This window comes from Cupriavidus sp. H18C1 (genome assembly GCF_049311595.1).
Lineage (GTDB): Bacteria > Pseudomonadota > Gammaproteobacteria > Burkholderiales > Burkholderiaceae > Cupriavidus > Cupriavidus cauae.
In genome coordinates, this window is the sequence record NZ_CP186008.1 from 1,957,154 (window position 1) to 1,980,212 (window position 23,059).

Annotated in this window: 13 protein-coding genes and 4 pseudogenes; 11 read left to right on the forward strand and 6 right to left on the reverse strand. The window is 69.7% G+C overall.

Annotated elements, in window-relative coordinates:
• Window positions 1-3,153: an efflux RND transporter permease subunit gene (locus OJJOAM_RS09140; RefSeq protein WP_149317406.1), complete on the reverse strand. Its 3,153-nt coding sequence runs from the start codon at window positions 3,151-3,153 to the stop codon at window positions 1-3.
• A gap of 79 nt (window positions 3,154-3,232) precedes the next feature.
• Window positions 3,233-4,468, reverse strand: a complete 1,236-nt coding sequence (locus tag OJJOAM_RS09145) for an efflux RND transporter periplasmic adaptor subunit (protein WP_422647774.1) — start codon at window positions 4,466-4,468, stop codon at window positions 3,233-3,235.
• A gap of 562 nt (window positions 4,469-5,030) precedes the next feature.
• Between OJJOAM_RS09145 and OJJOAM_RS09150 the strand changes: the two genes are divergently transcribed.
• Entirely contained in the window at window positions 5,031-5,744 is a 714-nt protein-coding gene (locus tag OJJOAM_RS09150; protein WP_226107868.1) for a TetR family transcriptional regulator, read from the forward strand.
• 62 nt (window positions 5,745-5,806) lie between these two features.
• Here the strand turns inward: OJJOAM_RS09150 and OJJOAM_RS09155 are convergent, their stop codons facing one another.
• Window positions 5,807-7,024, reverse strand: a complete 1,218-nt coding sequence (locus OJJOAM_RS09155; RefSeq protein ID WP_422647775.1) for an ABC transporter substrate-binding protein — start codon at window positions 7,022-7,024, stop codon at window positions 5,807-5,809.
• 259 nt (window positions 7,025-7,283) lie between these two features.
• Here OJJOAM_RS09155 and OJJOAM_RS09160 point away from each other — a divergent pair, with 259 nt between their 5' ends.
• The 9 genes and pseudogenes from OJJOAM_RS09160 (at window position 7,284) to OJJOAM_RS09200 (ending at window position 17,565) form a co-directional block, all read left to right on the forward strand.
• A complete protein-coding gene (locus OJJOAM_RS09160; protein WP_226107864.1) occupies window positions 7,284-7,958 on the forward strand; it encodes a response regulator in 675 nt (224 codons plus the stop codon).
• 266 nt (window positions 7,959-8,224) lie between these two features.
• Window positions 8,225-9,619 (forward strand): sensor histidine kinase N-terminal domain-containing protein, encoded by a 1,395-nt coding sequence (locus OJJOAM_RS09165; RefSeq protein WP_422649548.1) that lies wholly within the window; start codon window positions 8,225-8,227, stop codon window positions 9,617-9,619.
• A 367-nt stretch (window positions 9,620-9,986) separates the two neighbouring features.
• Window positions 9,987-10,952 carry a tripartite tricarboxylate transporter substrate binding protein gene (locus tag OJJOAM_RS09170; RefSeq protein ID WP_226107862.1) on the forward strand — a complete coding sequence of 322 codons (966 nt, stop codon included), beginning with the start codon at window positions 9,987-9,989 and terminating at the stop codon, window positions 10,950-10,952.
• Between the two features lie 247 nt (window positions 10,953-11,199).
• Window positions 11,200-11,673, forward strand: a complete 474-nt coding sequence (locus OJJOAM_RS09175) for a tripartite tricarboxylate transporter TctB family protein (RefSeq protein WP_422647776.1) — start codon at window positions 11,200-11,202, stop codon at window positions 11,671-11,673.
• A 46-nt stretch (window positions 11,674-11,719) separates the two neighbouring features.
• Window positions 11,720-13,232: pseudogene (locus OJJOAM_RS09180) on the forward strand (tripartite tricarboxylate transporter permease).
• A gap of 256 nt (window positions 13,233-13,488) precedes the next feature.
• Window positions 13,489-14,547 carry an AbrB family transcriptional regulator gene (locus tag OJJOAM_RS09185; protein WP_422647777.1) on the forward strand — a complete coding sequence of 353 codons (1,059 nt, stop codon included), beginning with the start codon at window positions 13,489-13,491 and terminating at the stop codon, window positions 14,545-14,547.
• A 40-nt stretch (window positions 14,548-14,587) separates the two neighbouring features.
• Window positions 14,588-15,004 carry a PaaI family thioesterase gene (locus OJJOAM_RS09190; RefSeq protein WP_422647778.1) on the forward strand — a complete coding sequence of 139 codons (417 nt, stop codon included), beginning with the start codon at window positions 14,588-14,590 and terminating at the stop codon, window positions 15,002-15,004.
• 23 nt (window positions 15,005-15,027) lie between these two features.
• Window positions 15,028-15,976, forward strand: a pseudogene (locus tag OJJOAM_RS09195) (patatin-like phospholipase family protein).
• 80 nt (window positions 15,977-16,056) lie between these two features.
• Window positions 16,057-17,565 (forward strand): dihydrolipoyl dehydrogenase family protein, encoded by a 1,509-nt coding sequence (locus OJJOAM_RS09200; RefSeq protein ID WP_422647779.1) that lies wholly within the window; start codon window positions 16,057-16,059, stop codon window positions 17,563-17,565.
• A 76-nt stretch (window positions 17,566-17,641) separates the two neighbouring features.
• Here OJJOAM_RS09200 and OJJOAM_RS09205 read toward each other — a convergent pair.
• Window positions 17,642-18,071 (reverse strand): annotated as a pseudogene (locus OJJOAM_RS09205) (RidA family protein).
• A 321-nt stretch (window positions 18,072-18,392) separates the two neighbouring features.
• Here OJJOAM_RS09205 and soxR point away from each other — a divergent pair.
• Window positions 18,393-18,896 carry a redox-sensitive transcriptional activator SoxR gene (gene soxR, locus OJJOAM_RS09210; RefSeq protein WP_226108162.1) on the forward strand — a complete coding sequence of 168 codons (504 nt, stop codon included), beginning with the start codon at window positions 18,393-18,395 and terminating at the stop codon, window positions 18,894-18,896.
• A gap of 78 nt (window positions 18,897-18,974) precedes the next feature.
• Here the strand turns inward: soxR and OJJOAM_RS09215 are convergent, their stop codons facing one another.
• Together OJJOAM_RS09215 and OJJOAM_RS09220 are read right to left on the reverse strand one after the other, a co-directional pair.
• Complete coding sequence (locus OJJOAM_RS09215; protein WP_422647780.1) at window positions 18,975-19,835, reverse strand: ChaN family lipoprotein; 861 nt, start codon at window positions 19,833-19,835, stop codon at window positions 18,975-18,977.
• A gap of 16 nt (window positions 19,836-19,851) precedes the next feature.
• Window positions 19,852-23,056, reverse strand: a pseudogene (locus tag OJJOAM_RS09220) (efflux RND transporter permease subunit).
• Window positions 23,057-23,059: the final 3 nt, after the last annotated feature.

Below are 23,059 nucleotides of genomic sequence, written 5' to 3' on the forward strand. Positions count from 1 at the left end.
TCAGATTTCCTCCTTCGGGTCCAGCCACTTCTGGTCCAGCATGCGCTGACGCTCGCTGCCCTTGAAGCGTTTGCGGATCACCACGAAGAACACCGGCACCAGGAAGATCGCCAGCAGCGTCGCGGTAATCATCCCGCCCATCACGCCGGTACCGATCGCGCGCTGGCTGCCCGAACCGGCGCCGGTCGAGATCGCCAGCGGCAGCACGCCCAGGATGAACGCGAACGACGTCATCAGGATCGGCCGGAAGCGCAGGTGCACCGCCTCCAGCGTCGCGTCGATCAGCCCGCGTCCCTGCGCCTGCAGGTCCTTGGCGAATTCCACGATCAGAATCGCGTTCTTCGCCGACAGGCCGATGGTGGCGATCAGGCCCACCTTGAAGTAGACGTCGTTGGGCATGCCGCGCAGCGTCACGCCCAGCAGCGCGCCGAGCACGCCCAGCGGCACCACCAGCAGCACCGCGGCCGGGATCGACCAGCTCTCGTACAGCGCGGCCAGGCACAGGAACACGATGATCAGCGACAGCGTGTACAGCATCGGTTCCTGCGCGCCGGCCAGGCGCTCTTCGTACGACTGGCCCGACCACTCGAAGCCGAAGCCCGGCGGCAGCTTGGCGAACATCTCTTCCATCGCCGCCATCGCCTCGCCGGTACTGCGGCCCGGCGCGGCCTGGCCGGCCAGCTTGACGGCGGGCAGCCCGTTGTAGCGCTCCAGGCGCGGCGAGCCCATGATCCACTTCGACGTCGCGAACGCCGCGAAGGCCACCATGTCACCGTTGCTGTTGCGCACGCGCAGCTTGGTCAGGTCGTCCGGCAGACGGCGGTCCGCGCCTTCGGCCTGGGCGATCACGCGGCGCACGCGGCCCTCGTAGATGAAGTCGTTGACGTACGAGGAGCCGAACGCGATCGACAGCGTCGAGTTGATGTCGGCGATCGACACGCCCAGCGCGCGCGCCTTCTCGCGATCGATGTCGATCTGCAGCTGCGGCGCGTCTTCCTGGCCTTCCGGACGCACGCCGGCCAGCACCGGATTCTGCGCGGCCATGCCGAGCATCATGTTGCGCGCTTCCATCAGCTTGGCGTGACCCTGGCCCGAGCGGTCCTGCAGGCGGAAGTCGAAGCCGGACGAGTTGCCCAGTTCCGGAATCGCCGGCGGGTTCAGCGGGAAGATGATCGCGTCCTTGATGAACGACAGCGCGCCGAACGCCCGGCCGACCAGGGCCTGCGCGGTTTCGTCGGAGCCGCTGCGCTCCTTCCAGTCCTTGAGCCGCACGAAGGCGATACCGCCGTTCTGGCCGCGGCCGAAGAACGAGAAGCCCGCCACCGTGATCATCTGGTCGACGATCTTGCTTTCCTTCTGCAGGTAGTAGTCCTCGATCTGCTTGAGCACGCCGAGGGTGCGCTCCTGCGTCGCGCCGTTGGGCAGCTGCACCACGGTGATGGTGTAGCCCTGATCCTCGTCAGGCAGGAACGACGACGGCAGGCGCTGGAACAGCAGCACGACCGCGACGATGATCACGCCGTACAGGATCAGATAGCGGCCGGTACGGCCGAGGATGCGCGCCACCATGCTCTGGTAGCCCGTCGCCGCGCGCGCGAAGCTGCGGTTGAACCAGCCGAAGAAGCCCTTCTTCTCGTGGTGATGGCCCGCCTCGACCGGCTTGAGCAGCGTCGCGCACAGTGCCGGCGTCAGCGTCAGCGCCATCAGCGCCGAGAAGGCCATCGAGGCGATCAGCGACAGCGAGAACTGGCGATAGATGTTGCCCACCGAACCGGCGAAGAACGCCATCGGGATGAACACCGCGGTCAGCACCAGCGTGATGCCGACGATGGCGCCGGTGATCTGGCCCATCGCCTTGCGGGTCGCCTCGCGAGGAGACAGCCCTTCCTCGCTCATGATCCGTTCGACGTTCTCGACCACCACGATCGCGTCGTCCACCAGAATACCGATGGCCAGCACCATGCCGAACATCGTCAGCACGTTGATCGAGAAGCCGAACGCCAGCAGCATGCCGAACGTTCCCAGCAGCGCGACCGGCACCACCAGCGTCGGGATGATCGTGGCGCGGAAGTTCTGCAGGAACAGGTACATCACCAGGAACACCAGCACGATCGCTTCGAGCAGGGTCTTGACCACTTCCTCGATCGAGATCTTGACGAAGGCCGAGGTGTCGTACGGAACGGTGTACTCGTAGTCCGCCGGGAAGAACTTCGACAGCTCCTCCATCTTCGCGCGCACCGCGGTGGCGGTGGACAGCGCGTTGGCGGTCGGCGCCAGCTTGATGGCGATGGCGGCCGACTGCTTGCCGTTGGTGCGGGCGACGGTCGAATAGTCTGCACCGCCCAGTTCGACGCGGCCGACGTCGCGGATGCGCACCTGCGAGCCGTCCGGATTCACGCGCAACAGGATGTTGGCGAATTCCTCGGGCGTCGACAGCCGGCTCTGCGTGGTCACCGTGGCGTTCAGCTCGGTGCCGCGCGGCGACGGCGTGCCGCCCAGTTCGCCGACGGCGACCTGGATGTTCTGCTCGGAAATCGCCGCGGTGACGTCCAGCGGGGTCAGGTTGTAGCCGGTCAGCTTGGCCGGATCCAGCCACACCCGCATCGCGTACTCGGTACCGAACAGGTCGGCCTGGCCGACGCCGGGCACACGGCGGATCGAGTCCAGCACGCTGGCCGATACGTAGTTGCCCAGCTCGATCGCGCTGGCATTGCCGGACTTGGACGTCACGGTCAGGAACATCATGTAGTTGTTCCCGGCCTTCTCGACGCGCACGCCCTGCTGGCGCACTTCCGCCGGCAGACGCGCCTCGACCCGCTTCAGGCGGTTCTGCACCTCGACCGAATTCAGGTCGACGTTGGTACCCGGCTGGAAGGCGATGGTGATGGTCGCCAGGCCGGTCGACTCACTGGTCGACTGGTAGTACATCAGCCCGGGCGCGCCATTGAGCTCCTGCTCGATCACCGAGGTGACCGAGTCTTCGAGCGTCTTGGCGGAGGCGCCGGGGTAGGTCGCCGTGACCGAGATGGTCGGCGGCGCGATATTGGGATACTGCGCGATCGGCAACTGCATGATCGACAATATCCCGCCCAGCACGATGATCAGCGCGATCACCCACGCGAACACCGGCCGGTCGATGAAAAACTTGGCCATGAGGCTGGCTCCCTGTGTATTCCGCTATCTGCTAGCGCTTGACTTGCGCTTACCGCTGGTCCCGTTGCCGGAGCCGTGCTCAGCCCTGCTTGGCCTGGGCCGCCGAGGCAGCCGCCGGCGCCGAAGCGCCGCCCTGGCCGGCCGCAGCCGCCGCGCCGCTGGCGCCGCCCGCCGGGGCCTGCGCCTGGAACGGCACGGCCTTGGCCGGCGCACCCGGCTTGACCTTCTGCAGGCCCTCGACGATCACCTTCTCGCCGCCCTTCAGGCCTTCGGTGACGATCCAGCGGTCCCCGATCGCCGCGCCGGCCTTGACCGGCACCGCCGCGACGTTGCCGTCCGCGCCGACCACCATCACCGCGGCGCCCTGGGCGTTGCGGATCAGCGCGCGTTGCGGCACGGTCAGCGCGTTCTCGTCGACACCCTGCTCGACCCGCACCCGCACATAGGTGCCCGACAGCAGCTCGCGCCGCGGATTCGGGAACTGCGCGCGCAGCGCGATCGCGCCGGTGCTGGGATCGACCGTCATGTCGGAGAACAGCAGCTTGCCGGTCTCGCTGTATTCGGTGCCGTCCTCGAGGAACAGGCGCACCTTGGCGCCGCCGTCGACGCCCTTGATGGCGCCGGACTCGATGCCGCGACGCAGCCGCATCACTTCGGTGGCGGGCTGGGTGAAGGTCACCCAGATCGGGTCGACCTGTTCGACCAGCGCCAGGCGGGTCGCCTCGCCGTTGCCGACCAGCGCGCCCTCGGTGACCAGCGCCCGGCCGGCACGGCCCGAGATCGGCGCGGTGACGGTGGTATAGCCCAGGTTGATCTGCGCCGTGGTGACCGCGGCCTTGGCCGAGGCGATCTCGGCGCTGGCCTGGCCCGCGGCCGCGACGGCCTCGTCATATTCCTGCTTGCTGACCGCGTTGACCGCCACCAGCGGCTTGTAGCGCTCGGCCTTCTGCCGCGCGGCGACCGCGTTGGCCTCGGCGCGCGCCAGACTCGCCTTGGCGGAGGCGAGCTGGGCCTGGTACGGCGCCGGGTCGATCTTGAACATCACCTGGCCGGCCTTGACCTCGCCGCCCTCACGGTAGTTGCGCGACAGCACGATTCCTTCGACCCGCGCCCGCACTTCGGCGGTGCGCACGCCTTCGAGACGGCCCGGCAGCTCGTTGACGACCGGTACCGCCGTCGGCGTCACCGTCACCACGCCCACCTCGGGCGGCGGCATCGCGCCGCCCTGCGGGGCGTCGTTGCCGCAGGCGGACAGCGTCAGAACCGTCAGCGCAGCGGTAACGGCAAGCAAACTCGAACGTTGGGACTTCCTCATCGATAACCCCGTGATGGCAATTTGAGATCGGCCGGATACGCCAAACGCCGGCCCAGAGCTAAGGGGCCGGCGTGGACGTCCTGTGCGGCAGAACCCCACGACGGACCGTCGTGGAGAAAAAGAACAATACTAGCCACAAACCGCAATGGTGCCGTATGGATTGCGACAGATGGTCGCGTATGCGTCACAACATGCAGCCCGCAGGACCCGAATGGTCAGGATCTCTTGGTAGAAAGATGCGCAGGGCTGGTCCAAATTGTGGCTAGCGCGTAGTATATATACATTCAAGCATGTATGTAAGAGAAATATTGCACCGCAAGGATGGCCTGTCTCTTGCCCGTCCCCTTTTGCAGGCCGGCATCGTCCGCATATGCGGGTGTGACCCGGATCGGTTAGCATGCCGCCCGTCGCACCGCAGCAAAACAGAGGCAGGAAGTCCAGTGGTACCGCAGTTTCGTGACGGATTTGTTTCTTTCGTGGCTGGCCGGCGACCGCGCGCCGCCGCCCCGATGCCGGGCGAAGCCGTCCCATTCGTCCCTACCGCCCACTGAAGACACCGCTTATGGCCAGACGTACCAAGGAAGAAGCCCTCGAGACGCGACATCGCATCCTCGACGCGGCCGAGGCCGTATTCCATGCGCGTGGGGTGGCGCGGCCCTCGCTGGCCGATATCGCCGAAGCCGCCGGCGTGACCCGGGGCGCCATCTACTGGCATTTCAAGAACAAGAGCGATCTGTTCGCCGCCATGTGCGACCGCGTGCATCTGCCGGTCGAGGCGCTGTGCGAACCGGAGCGGATCGCCAGCCAGGAAGACCCGCTCGGCGGCATCCGCGACATCGTCGCGCTGGTGTTCCGCGAGACGGTGGTCAATCCGCAATGGCGGCGCGTGTTCGAGATCGTATTCCACAAGTGCGAGATGGTGGACGACAACGGCGCCATCCTCGAGCGCCAGCGGCAGTCGCACGAGCAGGGGCTGCTGAAGATGCGCGAGCACCTGCGCCTCGCGGTCGAGCGCGGCCAGCTGTCGGCCGACCTCGATCTGGACCTGGCGGTCAATGCCTTCCATGCCGCCATCGGCGGCGTGCTGGCCCACTGGCTGTTCGCGCCGGGCGACTTCGACCTGAATGCCGACGCGGAACGGCTCGCCGACGTCTTCGTCGACACGCTGCGCTTCGCGCCCTCGCTGCGCAAGGGCTATGTGCCGCGGCCGATGGCCAAGCTGGACGAGGAAATGGCCGCCTTGCGGCTCAAGGTCCAGCAGTGTTCGGGCGGCTGACGCGCCGCCGAGCATCCCACCGCATCGCCCTGCGTTGGCCCGCATCTACTTTCGCCCGAATCTCATCCCTTCATCGCCTCGCGCCAGCGCGCGAGAAAGGCCTGCTTGCGGAGCGTGTCCTGCGCGGCCAGCAGGCCCGGGCCGACGCTGATCGGCTTGAACGCGTAGCCCAGCCGCTCGGCCAGCGCCGCGGCGGTATGGCCGCTCTTCGTATCGGTGCGGATCGTATAGAGCCGCGAGGCCGAGCGCGCCAGCAGCGCCTGCCCCTCGCGCGACAGCAGGAAATCCAGCCATAGCCGCGCCGCCCACGGATGCGGCGCGCGGCGCGCGATGAAGGCCACGCGCGACATCACCAGCGTGTAGTCGCTCGGTGCCACCACGCCGATCGCCGCGCCGCGCTCCATCAGCGACAGCGCGTACGAGCCCAGCAGGTTGTAGGCCAGCACCAGTTCGCCGCTGGCCACCGATTCGACCATGTCGGCGGTCGACGCCGACAGCCGCACGCCGGCGCGTCCCAGCGCCTGCGCCAGATACCAGAACTCGCCGCCCATGCGGGCGTCCTGCTGCGCCAGCAGATAGCCCACGCCCGAGCGCTCGATGTCGTAGGTCACCACGCGGCCGCGCCAGCGGGTCGCGTTGTCCTGCAGCAGCCGCGCCAGCGCGCTGCGGCTGCGCGGCACCGGCATGCCGTCGAAATGGCGGCGGTTGTAGACGATCACCGCCGGCTCGAACGTCGTGCCCCAGGCTTCCTCGCGCCAGCTGGCCCAGCCCGGCAGCCCCGCGCGCTCGGGCGAGGCGTAGTGCAGCGCGTGGCCGTCGTTGACCAGCTTGATCTGCAGGTCCATCGCGGTGCTCCACAGCACGTCGGCGTGGTCGGCGCGGACCGGCTGCGCGGACTCGGCGAGAAAACGCCGGTTCAGCTCGATCGTGTTCAGGTCGTGATAGGCGACCTTGACGCCGGGAAAACGCGCCTCGAAGGCGTTGAGCAGCGGCCGCGCAACGTCCTCGTCGGTCGAGGCATAGACCGTGACCATGCCCTCGCGCTGGGCGCGCGCGATGATCTGGGGATAGTCGGCCGGATAGCCCGGTGGCGGGGCCGGCGAGTTCGGCGCGGGGCCGGGCGCAGTGCCGGATCCGCTGCCGGACCCGGTGCCGGACCCCGTGCCGGGCGCGGCGAACGCGCCTTGCCAGGCCAGCGCGCCGGCGCCGGCCAGCAGGCGGCGGCGCAGCGCGGAGGGCGGGTCGCCGCGCTCGGCTGGCGCGGTCGGATCGGCTGGCATGGAAGGCGGCAGGACAGGCAAGCGGGCAGGGCGCGGACGGTGTCGCGGCAGCACGCGGAAGCGGCAAACCGGCGCGACGGTGGAGCGGTATTATAGGCGCCCGGATCGGGCACGAGTCCACGCCCGCATGGCGACAGCGTCCGCCCCATTGCACGGCGACGCCGGGCTCGCGCGGGCTGGCCTTCGTCAGCGATCCGAGGCGATTTCCGTACCCGTTTCCCCATCCTTTCCCGCGTTCCAACTCCGGCAGGAGGCCGGCATGCGCATTCTGCTGGTCGAAGACGAAACCGAACTCGCGCACTGGGTGGCGCGCGCGCTGGAGCAGGGCGGCTTCGTGGTCGAGCACGTGGCCGACGGCCTGCTCGCCGACGCGCGCCTGCAGGCCGAGGAATACGACGCCGTGGTGCTGGACCTGCGCCTGCCCGGCAAGGACGGCCTGTCGGTGCTCAAGGCGATGCGCGGCCGCGACGACCGCACGCCGGTGCTGATCCTGACCGCGCAGGACACCCTCGACGAACGCGTGCGCGGCCTGAATCTCGGCGCTGACGACTACCTGCCCAAGCCGTTCGCGCTGGCCGAACTGGAGGCGCGCATCCTGGCGCTGATCCGCCGCAGCCGCGGCCGCGCCCACCCGCGCCTGCAATGCGGCACGCTGGTGTTCGACGGCGAGACGCGGAGCTTCACGCTGGCCGGCGCGCCGCTGGCGCTGACCCCGCGCGAATCGACGCTGCTCGGCGCGTTGCTCGCGCGCAGCGGCCAGCCGCTGACCAAGGCGCAGCTGCTCGACAAGGTGTTCTCGCTCGATGCCGACGTCAATCCCGATGCCATCGAGGTGCTGATCTACCGGCTGCGCAAGAAGCTGTCCGGCCACGGCGTGACCATCGTCACGCTGCGCGGCTTCGGCTATCTGCTCGAACCGGAGGCCGCCGCTTGAGCGCGCCGGGCGGGCCTCGGGGCGAACTTCGGGGCGAACTTCGGGGCGAACTTCGGGGCGAACTTCGGGGCGAACTTCGGGGCGAACTTCGGGGCGAACTTCGAGGCGGTCCCCGAAGTGGTCCCCCGAGCGATCACGGCAGTGGTCACCGCAGTGATGACCGCCATGGCCATCAAAGTGGACCCCGAAGCGGTCCCCTGCGCCGCTGGCTGCGCGGCAGCCTGCGGCGCCAGTTGCTGGTGCTGCTGCTGCCCGCGCTGGCGGCGATGATGGCGCTCGACAGCTGGCTGACCTACGGCACGCTGCGTGACGCCGCCAATACCGCCTACGACCGCTCGCTGTTCGGCTCGGTGCGCGCGATCGACAACGCGATCGGCATGGCCGGCGAGACCGTGCAGCTGACGCTGCCCGACGCCGCCATGGAGATGTTCGAGACGGCGGCGCAGACGCGCGTGTTCTATCGCGTCGCGCTGGAGCGCGAGGGCGCCATCGAGACCGTGACCGGCTACGACGACCTGCCGCTGCCGCGCGGCACGCTGGCCAACAACGTGCCGCGCTATTACGACGCGGTCTATCGCGACGCGCCGGTGCGCATCGCCGCGATGGCCCGGCCGGTCTACCGGCCCGACGCCCACATGCGCGTGATCATCCAGGTCGCCGAATCGGCCGAGCCGCGGGCGGCGCTGGTGGGCGCCGTATGGCGCAACACGCTGGCGCGCGACGCACTGCTGATCGTGGCCAGCGCGCTGATCCTGGTGGGCGGCGTGACCTTCGTGCTGCGCCCGCTCAAGCGCGTGCGCGACGATGTCGAGGCGCGCCCGCCCGACGACCTGACGCCGCTCGCGGTCGGCCCCGTGCCGGCCGAGGTGCGGCCGCTGGTCGATGCGGTCAACCGGCACGTGTCGCGCTCGGCGGCGATGGCGCAGGCCCAGGCGCAGTTCATCGCCGATGCCGCGCACCAGCTGCGCACGCCGCTGGCGATCCTGAAGACGCAGGCGGAATTCGCGCGCCGCCAGCTCGACGGCAGCGGCGACCCAGCCCCCGCGCGCGAGGCGGTCGACGGCATCGTGTCGCAGCTGGAACAGGCCTCGCGCCTGGCCAACCAGTTGCTGGCGCTGGCGCGGGTACGCCAGCACGAGGCGCAGGACGCCGAGGCGGGCCAAGGGGCCGACCAAGCGGGCGGCCAAGCGGCGGTGCCCGACACCGTGATCGACGCCGCCGCGGTGGCCGGCCAGGTCGCGCTCGACTATCTGCCGCTGGCGCGCGCCAAGCAGCAGGACTTCGGCTGGGAGGACGGCGGCGGCCGGCCGCTGCCGGTGCGCGCCGACGCGGCGCTGCTGCGCGAGGCGCTGGCCAACCTGGTCCACAACGCGATCCAGTATTCGCCGCGCGGCAGCCGTATCACGCTGTCGGCCGCGCGCGAGCGCGACAGCGCCTGCCTTGCGGTCGAGGACGATGGCCCCGGCATTCCGGCCGAGGAACGCGAGCAGGTGTTCGCGCGGTTCTATCGCCGCGTCGGCCACGACGAGCCCGGCTCGGGCCTGGGCCTGGCGATCTCGCGCGAGATGGCGGCGCGCTTCGGCGGCAGCGTGACGCTGCACGAGGCGCGCCAGGGGCAGGGGTTGCGGGCCGAGCTGCGGCTGCCGCTGGCGGACGCGTAGGCGGATCCATCGGGCGAACGCATCGGGCGGGCGCATCGGGCGGGCGCATCGGGCGGGCGCATCGAGCGGGCGCATCGGGCGGGCGCATCGGGCAGGCGCATCGGGCGGGCGCATCGGGCGGGCGCATCGGGCAGGCGCATCGGGCGGGCGCGGGAAGCCGGCACAGGAAGCCGACGCAACGAGCGGACACCGCCGCCCGACGCACCGCCGGCACGGGTTCGCCGCCTCCACCCGATCCGCGTAAACCCCAGTCCAAAAGCTGTAGTTTTGACAGCTTATTGACAGTTTCCGGCTCCTAGAATCGCCGCCATGGCCGTACAAGCGGCCACTGAACGATAAAACCACGATATCGCAAGCAGGAGACGCCATGCGCCGCACCCTCGTTCGACTTCCCCGCCTTTTCCAATTTGCCCTGATCGGCGCCGCCGTGGCGGCCGGCCCGGCCTTCGCGGTCGACACCGCCAAGTTCATGATCGGCGCCAACCCCGGCGGCGGCTGGGACCAGGCCGGCCGCACCCTCGGCGCCGCGATGGTGTCGGCGGGCGTGGCCAAGTCGGCCTCGTACGACAACCGCGGCGGCGCCGGCGGCACCATCGGCCTGACCCAGTTCGTCAATACCGACAAGGGCAATCCCAACGCGCTGCTGGTCACCGGCGCGGTGATGGTCGGCGCGATCGAAACCAACAAGCCGCCGGTCACGCTGAAGAACGCCACCCCGGTGGCGCGGCTGTTTACCGACACGATGGTGATCACGGTGCCGGCCAGCTCGCCGATCAAGTCGATCAAGGACCTGACCGCGCAGCTCAAGGCCAATCCGGGCAGCGTCAGCTGGGGCGGCGGCTCCAAGGGTTCGATCGACCATATCCTGGCCGGCCTGATCGCCAAGGACATCGGCGTCGATCCGAAGCGCATCAACTACGTGCCGTTCCAGGGCGGCGGCGAGGCCTCGGCCTCGGTGCTGGGCGGCCACGTGACGGCCGGCATCGCCGGCGTGTCCGAGTTCCTGCCCTTCATCAAGAGCGGCAAGATGCGCGCGCTGGCGGTGACCTCGAAGGATCGCGTCGCCGATATCCCGACGCTGAAGGAGCAGGGCGTCAACGTCGAGATCTACAACTGGCGCGGCGTCTATGGCGCGCCGGGCATCACCCCCGAACAGCGCAAGGCGCTGATCGACGCGGTGGTCAAGGCGACCGAATCGCCGTCGTGGAAGCAGGCGCTGGCCAAGAACGACTGGACGCCGTTCCTGCTGACCGGCGACGAGTTCGGCAAGTTCGTCGACGCCGAATCGGCCCGCCTGGGCGCGATGCTGCGCGAACTGGGCGTGGCGAAGTAAGGGCGTCGCGGCCTCGGGGATTTTTCGCCTTCCCCGCCTTGCGCGCCTTTCCTGTCCACCCGGTCCATTCGGCGCTTCCGGCCCTTCCGGCCCTTCCGGCCCTTCCGGCCCTTCCGGCCCTTCCGGCCCTTCCGGCCGATCTGGACCTGACAGCTGCACCGGCGCCGCGGCCTCCCGGACCGCGGCCCGTCCGTTTCCGCCCCCGCCGGATGCGCTCCCCGCATCCGGCCTCGATCCGGAGCCCATCGTGAAACCTTCCCACACTGCCATCGGCATCGTCGTGCTGTTGCTGTCCGCCGGCTTCTTCGCCGGCATCCAGGGCATCTCCGGCGAATCCGGCTACGCCGGCCTGTCGCCGCGTTTCGTTCCCACGCTGGTCGGCGTGGGCCTCGCCATCTGCGGCGCGCTGCTGACCTGGCAGGGCGTGCGCGGCGGCTTTCGCGCGATGCCGGAGGAGGACGCCGAGCTGCCGTCGCAGCCGCACAGCCTGCGCGGCCTGCTGTGGGTCGCCGCCGGCCTGCTGCTGAACATGGCGCTGATCGGCACGCTGGGCTTCGTGCTGGCGTCCACGCTGCTGATGGTCTGCGTCGCGCGCGGCTACGGCAGCCGCCGTTTCATCCGCGACGCGCTGATCGGACTGGCGATCACGGTGCCGATGTGGGTGCTGTTCGATTTCCTGCTCGGCATCAACCTGCCGCTGCTGCCGATCGTCGGCCTGTAAATCCCGGGCCGGTAAATCGCAGGCCTGCTAGGCCGGAGACACGCAAATGGATACGCTGAATCAATTGATGAACGGCTTTGCCGTCGCCATCACGCCGCTGAACCTGATGTGGGCGCTGGTCGGCTGCTTCCTGGGCACCGCGATCGGCGTGCTGCCCGGCATCGGCCCGGCGCTGACCGTGGCGATGCTGCTGCCGCTGACCGCCAAGGTCGAGCCCACCGCGGCGCTGATCATGTTCGCCGGCATCTACTACGGGGCGATGTACGGCGGCTCGACCACCTCGATCCTGATGAACACGCCGGGCGAGTCCTCGACGATGATCACCGCGATGGAGGGCAACCTGATGGCCAAGCGCGGCCGCGCGGGCCCGGCGCTGGCCACCGCGGCGATCGGCTCCTTCGTCGCCGGCACCATCGCCACCGTGATGCTGTCGCTGTTCGCGCCGGTCGCGGCCGACGTCGCGCTGCAGTTCGGTCCGGGCGAGTACTTCATGATCATGCTGCTGGCCTTCACCACGGTGTCGGCCGTGCTGGGCTCGTCGCTGCTGCGCGGCATGACCAGCCTGTTCCTGGGCCTGGGCATCGGCCTGATCGGCATGGACTCGCTGTCGGGCCAGACCCGCTACACGCTGGGCATCCAGGGAGCTGTACGACGGCATCGACATCGTCGTCGTCGCGGTCGGCCTGTTTGCGGTCGGCGAGGCGCTGTTCAACGCCTTCTTCCCGCAGCCCGCGGGCACCTTCAACAAGCTCGGCCCGGTGATGATGTCGCGCTCGGACTGGAAGCGCTCGATCCCCGCCTGGCTGCGCGGGACCTTCATCGGCTTTCCGTTCGGGCTGATTCCGGCGGGCGGCGCCGAGATCCCGACCTTCCTGTCGTATGCCAGCGAGAAGAAGCTGAGCAAGCATCCGGAGGAATTCGGCAAGGGCGCGATCGAAGGCGTGGCCGGACCGGAGGCCGCCAACAACGCCGCGGTGACCGCCACGCTGGCGCCGCTGCTGACGCTGGGCATCCCGACCTCGAACACCACGGCGATCATGCTGGCGGCGTTCCAGAACTACAACCTGCAGCCTGGCCCGATGCTGTTCCAGACCTCGGGCGACCTGGTCTGGGGCCTGCTCGCCTCGCTCTACATCGGCAACGTGATGCTGCTGGTGCTGAACCTGCCGGCGATCGGCCTGTGGGTCCGCATGCTGCGGATCCCGACGCCGCTGCTGTATGGCGGCATCCTGATCTTCGCGGGCCTGGGCGCCTACGGCATCCGCCAGTCGGCCTTCGACCTGCTGCTGCTGTTCCTGATCGGCCTGCTCGGCATGGCGATGCGCCGCTTCGACTTCCCGACCGCGCCGGTGATCGTCGGCATGATCCTCGGACCGATGGCCGAGAAGCAGCTGCGCAACGCGCTGTCGATCAGCCAGGGCGACTGGACCATGTTCCTCCGCCATCCGATCTCGGCCTCGATCCTGGCGCTGACCGTGGCGGTCGTCGTGATCCCGCGCCTGCTGCGCTGGCTGTCGCGGCGCTCGGCGATGCGGGGCGTGGCCGACGCGGCCAATTGATCGGCGCCGGGGCAGGGGTCGCGCTGCATCAGGCGCGGCATCGGGCGCGACATGAAGCGGCGACATGAAGCGGCGACATGAGGGGGGCGACATGAGCGGGCGACATGAAGCGGCGGCATGAAGCGCGACATCCCCCGCCACAATGCGCGACAATGCGCGTGACGCCACAAGGCCCGGGGCTCCCGGGCCTTGTCGTTTGCCTGCCCTCCTCTCACCACAAGAAAGCGGCGGCGCCCTGCGCCAGCCTGCCACCGTCATGCGATCCGTACTCTCCCGTTGGCGTCCGACGCTGCTGACGCTGCTGCTTGGACTGGGCGCCGCCCTGTTGTGCGAATGGCTGCGCACGCCGCTGCCCTGGATGATCGGCCCGCTGCTGGCCGTGGCCGCCGCCCGCATGATGGGCGCCGACCTGCGCGCGCCATCGCAGGCCCGCAACGCCGGCCAATGGGCGATTGGCACCTCGCTGGGGCTCTACTTCACGCCCGACGTGGTCGCCAAGCTAGTCGAGTTCTCGCCTTACGTGATCGCCGGCTCGCTGTTCGCGCTGGTGCTCGGCACCGCCGGCGCGCTGATGCTGCGCCGGACCACCGGGGTCGCCTTCAAGACCGCATTCTTTTCCACCGCGATCGGCGGCGCCTCCGAGATGGCCAACCTGGCCGAGCGCAACGGCGCACGCATCGACCAGGTCGCGGCCGCGCATTCGCTGCGCGTGTTATTGGTGGTAGTAATCGTGCCGGCGCTTTTCCAGTATGGTGGTATTCATGGCCTCGATACCTATATCCCGGGACCACGCACCGTCGATGCGTTGGGGCTGGCCGGGCTGATCGCCATCACCGTGGCCTTCGCGCTGCTGATGAACCGGCTGAACCTGCCCAACCCCTTCGTCATCGGCACGCTGATCGCCGCCGCGGCGCTGACCGCCTCGGGCATCGAGCTGTCGGCGATCCCGACCTCGATGAGCCATGCCGGCCAGCTGCTGATCGGCGTCTCGCTCGGCGTGCGTTTCTCGCGCGAATTCCTGCATACCGCGCCGCGCTTCCTGGCCGGCGTGGCGCTGTACACGCTGGTGGCGCTGGTGATATCGGCGCTGTTCGGCTGGGGACTGGCGGCGCTGTCCGGCGCGCATCCGGCCACCGTGATCCTCGGCACCACGCCGGGCGGCATCGCCGAGATGTGCATCACCGCCAAGGTGCTCGAGCTCGGCGTGCCGCTTGTCACGGCCTTCCACGTGATCCGGATGGCCTTCGTGGTGCTGTGTACCGGCCCCCTGTATCATTGGCTGAAACATCGCGCCGCCCCGGAGGAGACCGAGTAGCCGGGCGGCCAGGACAACCGAGGACCACCGACGGGCCGCCATGCCAGAGACGACGCTTGCCATCGCCGACATCGACGCCATCCTGGAGCGCGTGCTGGCGCCCTGGGTCCGCCAGCTGAACCTGCGCGCCGAGCGCGTCGACGCCGACAGCGTCACGCTGCGGCTGCCCTTCGATCCTTCCCTTCGCCACGCGGGCGGCGTGGTCTGCGGCCAGGTGCTGATGTCCGCGGCCGACACCGCGATGATCGTCGCGATCTCCAGCGCGCTGGGCGGCTTCCGCCCGATGACCACCGTCAGCCTGACCACCAATTTCATGCGCCCCGTGATCGAGGGCGACATGCTGGTGCAGGCCACCGTGCTGCGGCTAGGCAAGACCGTGGTGTTCGGCGAGATCGCGGTGCGCGGCCCCGACGGCAAGCTGGCCGTGCAGGCAACCACCACCTACGCGCTGCTATGACGGGGTCGGCCGCCCGCCCGGACATGGCCACCGACGCGCCGATCGCACCGACGGCGCCGTCGCGCACGCCGTCGCGCGCGTCGCAGTACGGCGGGCCCTTCGAGCAGGTGGTCTTCGCCGGCGGCGGCAATCGCTGCTGGTGGCAGGCGGGCTGGTGGGACACCGTCGCGCCCGAGCTCGGGCTGCGCCCGCGCGTGATCGCCGGCATCTCGGCCGGTGCTGCCACCGCCTGCATGATTTACACGCACGAGTCGCGGCAGGTGATGGACTACTACCGCGGCGTGCTCGCCGGCAACAAGCGCAACGTCTACTGGCGCAACCTGCTGGGCAACCAGCGCGTGTTTCCGCATTACGGCATCTATCGGGCGGCCCTGCTGTCGATCCTGGGGGGACGGCCGCCTGGAGCGGCTGCAGGCCGCGCCCGAGATCCGCATCGGCGTCGCCCACATTCCACGCTGGTGCGGGCCGCGGCTGGCGGTGATGGCGGGACTGCTGGCCTACAACATCGACAAGCATCTGCTCAAGACGCTGCATCCGCGGCTGGGCCGCACGCTGGGCTTTCATCCCGAGTTCGTGCGGGCCCAGGACTGCGCCACGCCGGAGCAGCTGGCAGACCTTTTGCTGCAGTCGTCGTGCACGCCGCCGTTCACGCCCGTGTTGCGGCGCGATGGCCGCGCGGTGCTCGACGGCGGCCTGGTCGACAACGTGCCGGTCGACGCGCTCGACGCCACGCCCGGCGACGTGCTGGTGCTGATGACCCGGCTGTATCCGCGCCCGCGCCGTTTCGTGATGGACTGGAACGGCCAGCGGCGCCTGTATCTGCAACCGTCGCGGCGGGTGCCGATCTCCAGTTGGGATTACACGCGCCCGGAAGGCATGACGCTGGCCTACGACCTGGGCCGGCGCGATGGCGAAACCTTCCTGCGCGAATGGACGGCACAGGCGCCAGCCGATCTGGCGCCGGCCTCGTAGCGCGGGGGCGGCGCAGCGGCTGCTCCCTTCGGTGTTCTTGCGGAATTCTCGCGGCCTGCGCGCCGCGGCAGGAGGCATAGATGACGAAGCGGCAAGCTGGCAACGACAACGAGCGCAAGCGCGCAAGCAAGGTATCGGCCGAACCCCGGATGGAGCGCGTGCCGCGCGGCAAGGGCAACGTCGGCGCCGGCCGCGCGCGCCAGGCCGACTTCGTCGTGATCGGCGGCGGCTCGGCCGGCGTGGCCGCGGCGATGCGGGCGGCCTCGCACGGCGCCAGCGTGATCCTGGTGGAGCGCGAGCAGATCGGCGGCACCTGCGTGAACCGCGGCTGCATTCCCAAGAAGATGCTGCACTACGGCGCGACCTGGGCCGCGATCCTGTCGGGCTGCCTGTCGCATACCGGCGGACGCGAGGACTGGAACGACGCCATCGTCCGCGTCAAGGCGGAGATGGCGCGGCTGCATGCCAGCTATACGCAGCGGCTGCAGGAGGCGGGCGTGCAGGTGCTGCGCGGCGAGGCGACCGTGACCGCGCCGGGCGAGGTACGGGTCGGTGGCGACACGCTGCAGGCGCGCCGCATCCTGATCGCCACCGGCTCGCGGCCGGCACCCCTGCCCGTGCCCGGCGGCGAGCTGGCCAGCACCTCCGACGACGTGTTCGCGTGGAACGGCGTGCCGGCCTCGCTGGTGGTGATCGGCGGCGGCTATATCGCGGTCGAGATGGCGTCGATCCTGTCGCGATACGGCGTCAAGGTCGACATGCTGGTGCGCGAATCGCGGCTGCTGGAAAACTTCGACGAGGACATCGCCCACGCGCTGGCCGAGGCGCTGACCGCCAAGGGCGTGCGGCTGCATCTGAACACCGACGTGACGCTGCTCGACCAGGCCAACGGCGCGATCGAGGTCTGCTACCGGCAGGCGGAGGAGGGCGGCAGCGGCGACGGCGGCGACGGCGGAAATGGCGGCAAGAACGGCAAGGGCAAGCAACGAATCCACAGCGTGCGCGCGCAGGCGGCGCTGGCCGCGATCGGACGCGAACCGAATCTCGACGGCCTCGGCCTCGAGGCGCTGGGCGTGGCGCGCGGGCAGCGCGGCCTGCGCGTGGACCGGCAGTTCCGCACCAGCGTGCGCGGCATCCATGCGATCGGCGACGTCACCGAAGGGCCGCAGCTGACGCCGGTCGCCACCGCGCAGGGCCGCTGGCTCGCCGACCGGCTGTTCGGCCGGCGCGGCGAGCGCGCCGACTTCGACGTGATCCCCACCGCGGTGTTCTGCGAACCCGCGGTCGGCAGCGTCGGACTGACCGAGGCGGCGGCGATCGAAGCCGCCGGCAAGCCCGAGCGCATCGGCACGCGCATCAAACGCTTCGTCTCGCTGGAGAACCGCTTCGCCGGCAACACGATGCCGTCGGTGATGAAGGTCGTCTACAACGCGCGCAGCGGGCGCGTGCTCGGCGTGCATCTGCTGGACAACGCCGCGCCGGAGATCGCGCAATCGATCGCGGTCGCGCTGCGACTGGGCGTGCGGCTGTCGCATCTGGAGACCACGATGCAGCTGCACCCGACCGTGGCGGAGGAACTGTTCGGCTGAGTGGCCGCGACCTGCCGTTCTGCCGCTTTGCCGCTTCGCCGCTTTGCCGCTCGGCTGTTCTGTCGCGCTGCCGCGCCTAGCGCGACACCACCGCGGTCGCCTCGATCTCGAACAGCATGCCGTCGAGCGCCAGCCGCGGTACCGGAATCAACGTGCAGGCAGGCGGCGGACGCGTGCCCCACATGCGCCGCAGTTCGGCGCCGAATTCCCTGCAGGCGCTCCTGCGAATGGTCGACGATCAGCACGGTCAGCTTGGCCACGTCGCGCAGGTCCGCGCCGCCGGCATGCAGCGCGATCTCCAGGTTTTCCAGCGCGCGCCGCACCTGTCCGGCGAAGTCCGGCGCCAGCGTGCCGTGCTGATCCTCGCCGCCCTGGCCGCTGGCGAACACGATGCGCGCCGGGGCGGTCGCCACCGCGACATGCGAGTAGGCATTCGGACTGGGGTCGTAGAGGCCGTGCGGATTGACGAAGTGCAGGCTGCAGGCGGGACGGCGCGATTCGATCATGGCGTGGTTCTGAAGAGGGAGAGGATCGGGTTGCAGGGCGCGCAGCGGATTCGGTGCGCGCCCGCCCGTTGAGGAAACGGAGTGGCGCCAGTATCGAACCTCAAGTTAACCTGAGGTCAACGGTGACCCTGCTAGCATTGGGACTTTCGCTGCGAAGACCGACGCAATCCCGCCATGCCACGCAAGCCATCCAACGACCCATCGATCGAACCGCCGCCACGCAAGCCATCCAACGACCCATCGATCGAACGGCCGCCACGCAAGCTATCCAACGACGAATCGATCGAACGCCGTCGACGCCAGCCATCCAGCGACGAGCCGATCGAACGGCCGGTCCGCCAGCGCGGCCCCAAGGCCGCCGACCTGCTGTCGGTCGGCGAGGTGGCGGCACGCACCGGACTGGCCGTGTCCGCGCTGCATTTTTACGAGTCCAAGGGATTGATCCGCAGTACGCGCAGTGCCGGCAACCAGCGGCGCTATGCGCGCGCGGTGCTGCGGCAGCTGGCGGTGATCCGCGTCGCGCAGCGCATGGGCTTGCCGCTGGCATCGATCGCCGAGGCGATGGCGCGGCTGCCTGAAGGACGCGCGCCGACGGTGGCCGACTGGCGCCGGTTGTCGGCGGCGTGGCGCGAAGACCTGGACGAGCGCATCCGCACGCTGACCCAGTTGCGCGACCAGCTCGACGGCTGCATCGGCTGCGGCTGCCTGTCGTTGAAGGCGTGCCCCTTGCGCAATCCGGGCGACACGCTGGCGGGGCAGGGGCCGTGGCCGCATCTGATGGGCGGCGGCACGGGGGGCGGCGGCACGGGCCGCCGTCACGATTAGCGCGGGGGGCACGCGCGCTCGGCGCAGGAACGGCCGCGTCAGCACAGAACCTGGCGCTCAGCGCAGGACCGCGCGTGCTCAGCGCGCGGCGGGGCGCGCGTTGCCGCAGGGATCGGGCCGCTGCACAGGCGGCACCAGCACCACGTGGTCGTAGGCGCCGGCCTCATCGGGCGCCGCCGACTCCAGGTACGCGACCGTCAGCACCTCGGCGGGCTTCGCGCCGAGCCAGCGCGGCACGCCGATGTCCTCGCGCACATGGCCGTTGCCGGCCAGCAGCACCACGCCGTGCGCGGCGTGCGCCCTCAGCGCGGCCGCCATCACGGCATCGCGCGCGGCCTGGGCGTTCAGCATGCCGGGCAACATCGCGCGCGGGAAATGACCGCAGTGACTGTCGTCGAGCAGGGCTGTCTGCGCGGCGGCAAGATCGGCCGGCAGCGGCCGCGCCAGCCCGAGCCGTTCGCGCTCGGCCGCGCCGAACACGTCGCCGCCCCGCATCACGCCGCGCGCATCGTCGCGCGACAGGTTGGCGGCGATCAGCGGCAGGTCGTGCCGCAACGCCAGCGCGATGACGGGCCGGTACAGCGACCAGTCCCATCCGGCGGCGCCGGCCTGCGCGATCAGATGATCGGCATCGCCCGGCCGCTCCCGGCGCGCCCGGTCCAGATCCGCCTGCCGCTCGCGATCGAATTGCTCCATCGCGATAGCCGGCCGCCAGCCCGCGTCGATCGCCTCGGTCAGCGAGGCCAGCCGGCGCCGGTGTCCTTCGGCGTTGTCGTGGACCTCGCCCAGCAAGACATAGCGGAAGGCTGCGAGCCGATGCGCGCCGTCATGCGCGCCGTATTGCCCGCCGACATGCGCATCGCCCTCGGGATACGCGGGCGCCATGGCGCAGCCGGCAAGCAGGGCCAGCGCGGCCGCCATGGCGGCGACCTTCGCCATGCCGCGGGGTCCGCCGTCAGCGGCCCGCATCCGCTCCCACCGTCGCCGGCACGCGATTGCCGTCCGCGTCGATCTCCAGCGGACCGCTGCCGGAGAAGCGGTCCAGCGCCAGGTAGATCACCGGCGTGATGAACAGCGTGATGACCTGCGAGAACAGCAGCCCGCCGACCACGGCCAGGCCCAGCGGCTGGCGCAACTCGGCGCCGGCGCCCAGGCCCAGCGCGATCGGCAGCGCGCCCATGATGGCGGCCAGCGTGGTCATCATGATCGGGCGGAAGCGCAGCAGGCAGGCCTGGCGGATCGCCTTGGCCGGCGGCATGCCCTGCCCGCGCTGCGCGGCCAGCGCGAAGTCGATCATCATGATGGCGTTCTTCTTGACGATGCCGATCAGCATCAGCACGCCGATGATCGCGATCAGCGACAGCTCGACGCGGAACAGGAACAGCGTCAGCAGCGCGCCGACTGCAGCCGATGGCAGGCCCGCGAGAATCGTCAGCGGATGGATATAGCTTTCGTACAGCACGCCCAGCAGCACGTAGATCACCGCGATCGCCGCAATCAGCAGGATCACCTGTGTCGCCTGCGACGACTGGAACACCGCCGCATCGCCGCCCCAGCTGGTGAAGATCTCCTGCGGCATCGCGGTTTCCTGCTTGAAGCGGTCGATGCGCGCCGACGCGTCGCCCAGCGCCGCGCCCGGAGCCAGGTTGAACGACACCGTGACCGACGGCAGCTGGCCTTGGTGATTGACGGCGATCGGACCGACGCGGCGCTCGGTGGTCGCGAACGCCGACAGCGGCACCAGCGTGCCGCTGGTGCTGCGCACATAGATCTTCGAGAACGCGGTCTCGTCGATGCGGTCGACGTCCGCGGCCTGCAGGATCACGTAGTAGCTGTCGATCGAGGTGTAGATCGTCGACACCTGGCGCTCGCCGAACGCGGTATAGAGCGCGGTGCGCACGTCCTGCATCTGCACGCCCAGCGAGTTGGCCTTGTCGCGGTCGATCGCCAGCTGCGCCTCGAGGCCGGCCTGCTGCGAATCGCTGGTGACGTCTCGGAACAGCGGATCGGCGCGCATCCGTGCCATCAGCTTGTCGGCGGCGGTCTGCAGATTGCCCGACTGCACGCTCTGCAGCGTGTATTGATAGCGCGCCTTGCTGACGCGGCCGCCCAGCTGCAGGTTCTGCACCGGACGGAAATAGACGTTCAGCCCCGGAATGCCCGCCACGTCGCGGCGCAGCGATTCGACCACCGCCGGCATCTTGGGCCGCTCGCCGCCGGGCTTCAGCTCGATGAACATGCGGCCGGTATTGATCGCGGGCGAGGGGCCGCCGCCGATCGCCACCACGATGCTCTTGACCGCGGGATTGGCGCGCATGCGCTCGGCCGCGTCGCGCATCAGCGTCGACATCGCGTCGAAGGAGATGTCCTGCGGGCCGTCGGCATTGACCTGGATCTGGCCGATGTCCTCCTCGGGAAAGAACCCCTTGGGGATCAGCACGAACAGCACCGCGGTCAGCACGAAGGTCATGCCGGCCGCGGCCAGCACGGTCCGCCGATGGGCCAGGCACCAGTCGAGCCCGCGCGCATAGCGGTGCAGCGTGTATTCGAACAGGTTCTCGAACCACTGCGTCGAGCGCAGGCCGAGGCTCTGCCGCTGGGCCGGCGCCGCGGCGTGGGCGGGCGCATGGCGCGGCGCATCGCCATAGGCATGCTGCGATTCGTCGACCGGCACGTTCTCGGCCGACAGGAAGCGCGCGCACAGCATCGGGATCAGCGTCAGCGATACCAGCGCGGAGACCAGGATCGACAGCGACACCACCGCGGCGAACTCGTGGAACAGCAGGCCGATCACGCCCGGCATGAAGAAGATCGGGATGAACACCGCGACCAGCGACACCGAGATCGACACGATGGTGAAGCCCATCTCGCGCGAGCCGACCAGGGCCGCCTTCAACGGCGCCATGCCTTCCTCGATATGGCGGACGATGTTCTCCAGCATCACGATGGCGTCGTCGACCACCAGGCCCACCGCCAGCGTGATCGCCAGCAGCGACACGTTGTCCAGGCTGTAGCCGAACGCCTTCATCAGCGCCACGGTGCCGATCAGCGAGATCGGCAGCGACACCGTCGGGATCAGCGTGGCCGCGGCGCGGCGCAGGAACAGGAAGATCACCATCACCACCAGCGCCGCGGTCAGCGCCAGCGTGAACTGCACGTCGTGGATCGACTCGCGCACCGAGCGCGAACGGTCGTTGACCACGTTGACGTTGACCGAGGCCGGCATCTGCTGCACCAGGCGCGGCAGCGCGGCGCGGATCGCGTCGACCACCGCCACCGTGTTGGCGTCGGGCTGGCGCTGCACCGCCAGCACGATCGAGCGTTCGTTGTTCAGCCAGCTGCCGGTCTTCAGCGTCTCGACGCTGTCCTCGACCTCGGCCACGTCGGAGAGCCGCACCAGCGAGCCGTTGGGCTGGCTGGCGACGATGATGTTGCGGAAGGCGTCCGCGTCGGCCAGCTGGCGGTTGGCCTGGATCGTCAGCATCTGGCGCGCGCCGTCGAGCGTGCCCACCGGCGTGTTGGCGTTGGCGCGCGAGATCGCCCCGGCCAGCTCGTCGAGCGTCATGCCGCGCGCGGCCAGCGCATCGGGACGCGCGCGCACCCGCACCGCGAACCGCTTCTGGCCGTAGACCAGCACCTGCGCGACGCCGGGCAGCGTCGACAGCGTCGGCGCGATCAGGTTGTCGCCGAAGCGCGTTCAGCTCGGCCAGGCTCATCGCCGGCGAATTGATCGCCAGCAGGATCACCGCCGCGTCGGCCGGATTGACCTTGCGATACGACGGCGGCTCGTTCATCTCGGTCGGCAGCGAGCGCTGGGCGCGGAACAGCGCCGATTGCACGTCGACCGCCGCGGCGTCGATGTCGCGGTCGTTGTTGAACTCGATCGTGATGCTGGAATTGCCCAGCGTGTTGGCCGAGCTGATCACCGACACGCCGGGGATCGTGGCGAACTGCTTCTCCAGCGGCGTGGCCACCGAGGCGGCCATCGTCTCGGGACTCGCCCCGGGCAGCCGCGCGGTGACCTGGATCACCGGCGAATTGAAGCTGGGCAGCGCGGCGATCGGGATGGTCGGGTACAGCACGATGCCGGTGACGACGATCGCGATCGCCAGCAGCACCGTCATCACGGGCCGGCGGATGCAGAGTTCGGACAGCGTCATGGC

Bases quoted from the DNA above. Each gene is read 5' to 3' on its own strand.
- OJJOAM_RS09140 (WP_149317406.1), bottom strand. From the start codon at position 3,153: ATGGCCAAGTTTTTCATCGACCGGCCGGTGTTCGCGTGGGTGATCGCG.
- OJJOAM_RS09145 (WP_422647774.1), bottom strand. From the start codon at position 4,468: ATGAGGAAGTCCCAACGTTCGAGTTTGCTTGCCGTTACCGCTGCGCTG.
- OJJOAM_RS09150 (WP_226107868.1), top strand. From the start codon at position 5,031: ATGGCCAGACGTACCAAGGAAGAAGCCCTCGAGACGCGACATCGCATC.
- OJJOAM_RS09155 (WP_422647775.1), bottom strand. From the start codon at position 7,024: ATGCCAGCCGATCCGACCGCGCCAGCCGAGCGCGGCGACCCGCCCTCC.
- OJJOAM_RS09160 (WP_226107864.1), top strand. From the start codon at position 7,284: ATGCGCATTCTGCTGGTCGAAGACGAAACCGAACTCGCGCACTGGGTG.
- OJJOAM_RS09165 (WP_422649548.1), top strand. From the start codon at position 8,225: ATGATGGCGCTCGACAGCTGGCTGACCTACGGCACGCTGCGTGACGCC.
- OJJOAM_RS09170 (WP_226107862.1), top strand. From the start codon at position 9,987: ATGCGCCGCACCCTCGTTCGACTTCCCCGCCTTTTCCAATTTGCCCTG.
- OJJOAM_RS09185 (WP_422647777.1), top strand. From the start codon at position 13,489: ATGCGATCCGTACTCTCCCGTTGGCGTCCGACGCTGCTGACGCTGCTG.
- OJJOAM_RS09190 (WP_422647778.1), top strand. From the start codon at position 14,588: ATGCCAGAGACGACGCTTGCCATCGCCGACATCGACGCCATCCTGGAG.
- OJJOAM_RS09200 (WP_422647779.1), top strand. From the start codon at position 16,057: ATGACGAAGCGGCAAGCTGGCAACGACAACGAGCGCAAGCGCGCAAGC.
- OJJOAM_RS09215 (WP_422647780.1), bottom strand. From the start codon at position 19,835: ATGGCGAAGGTCGCCGCCATGGCGGCCGCGCTGGCCCTGCTTGCCGGC.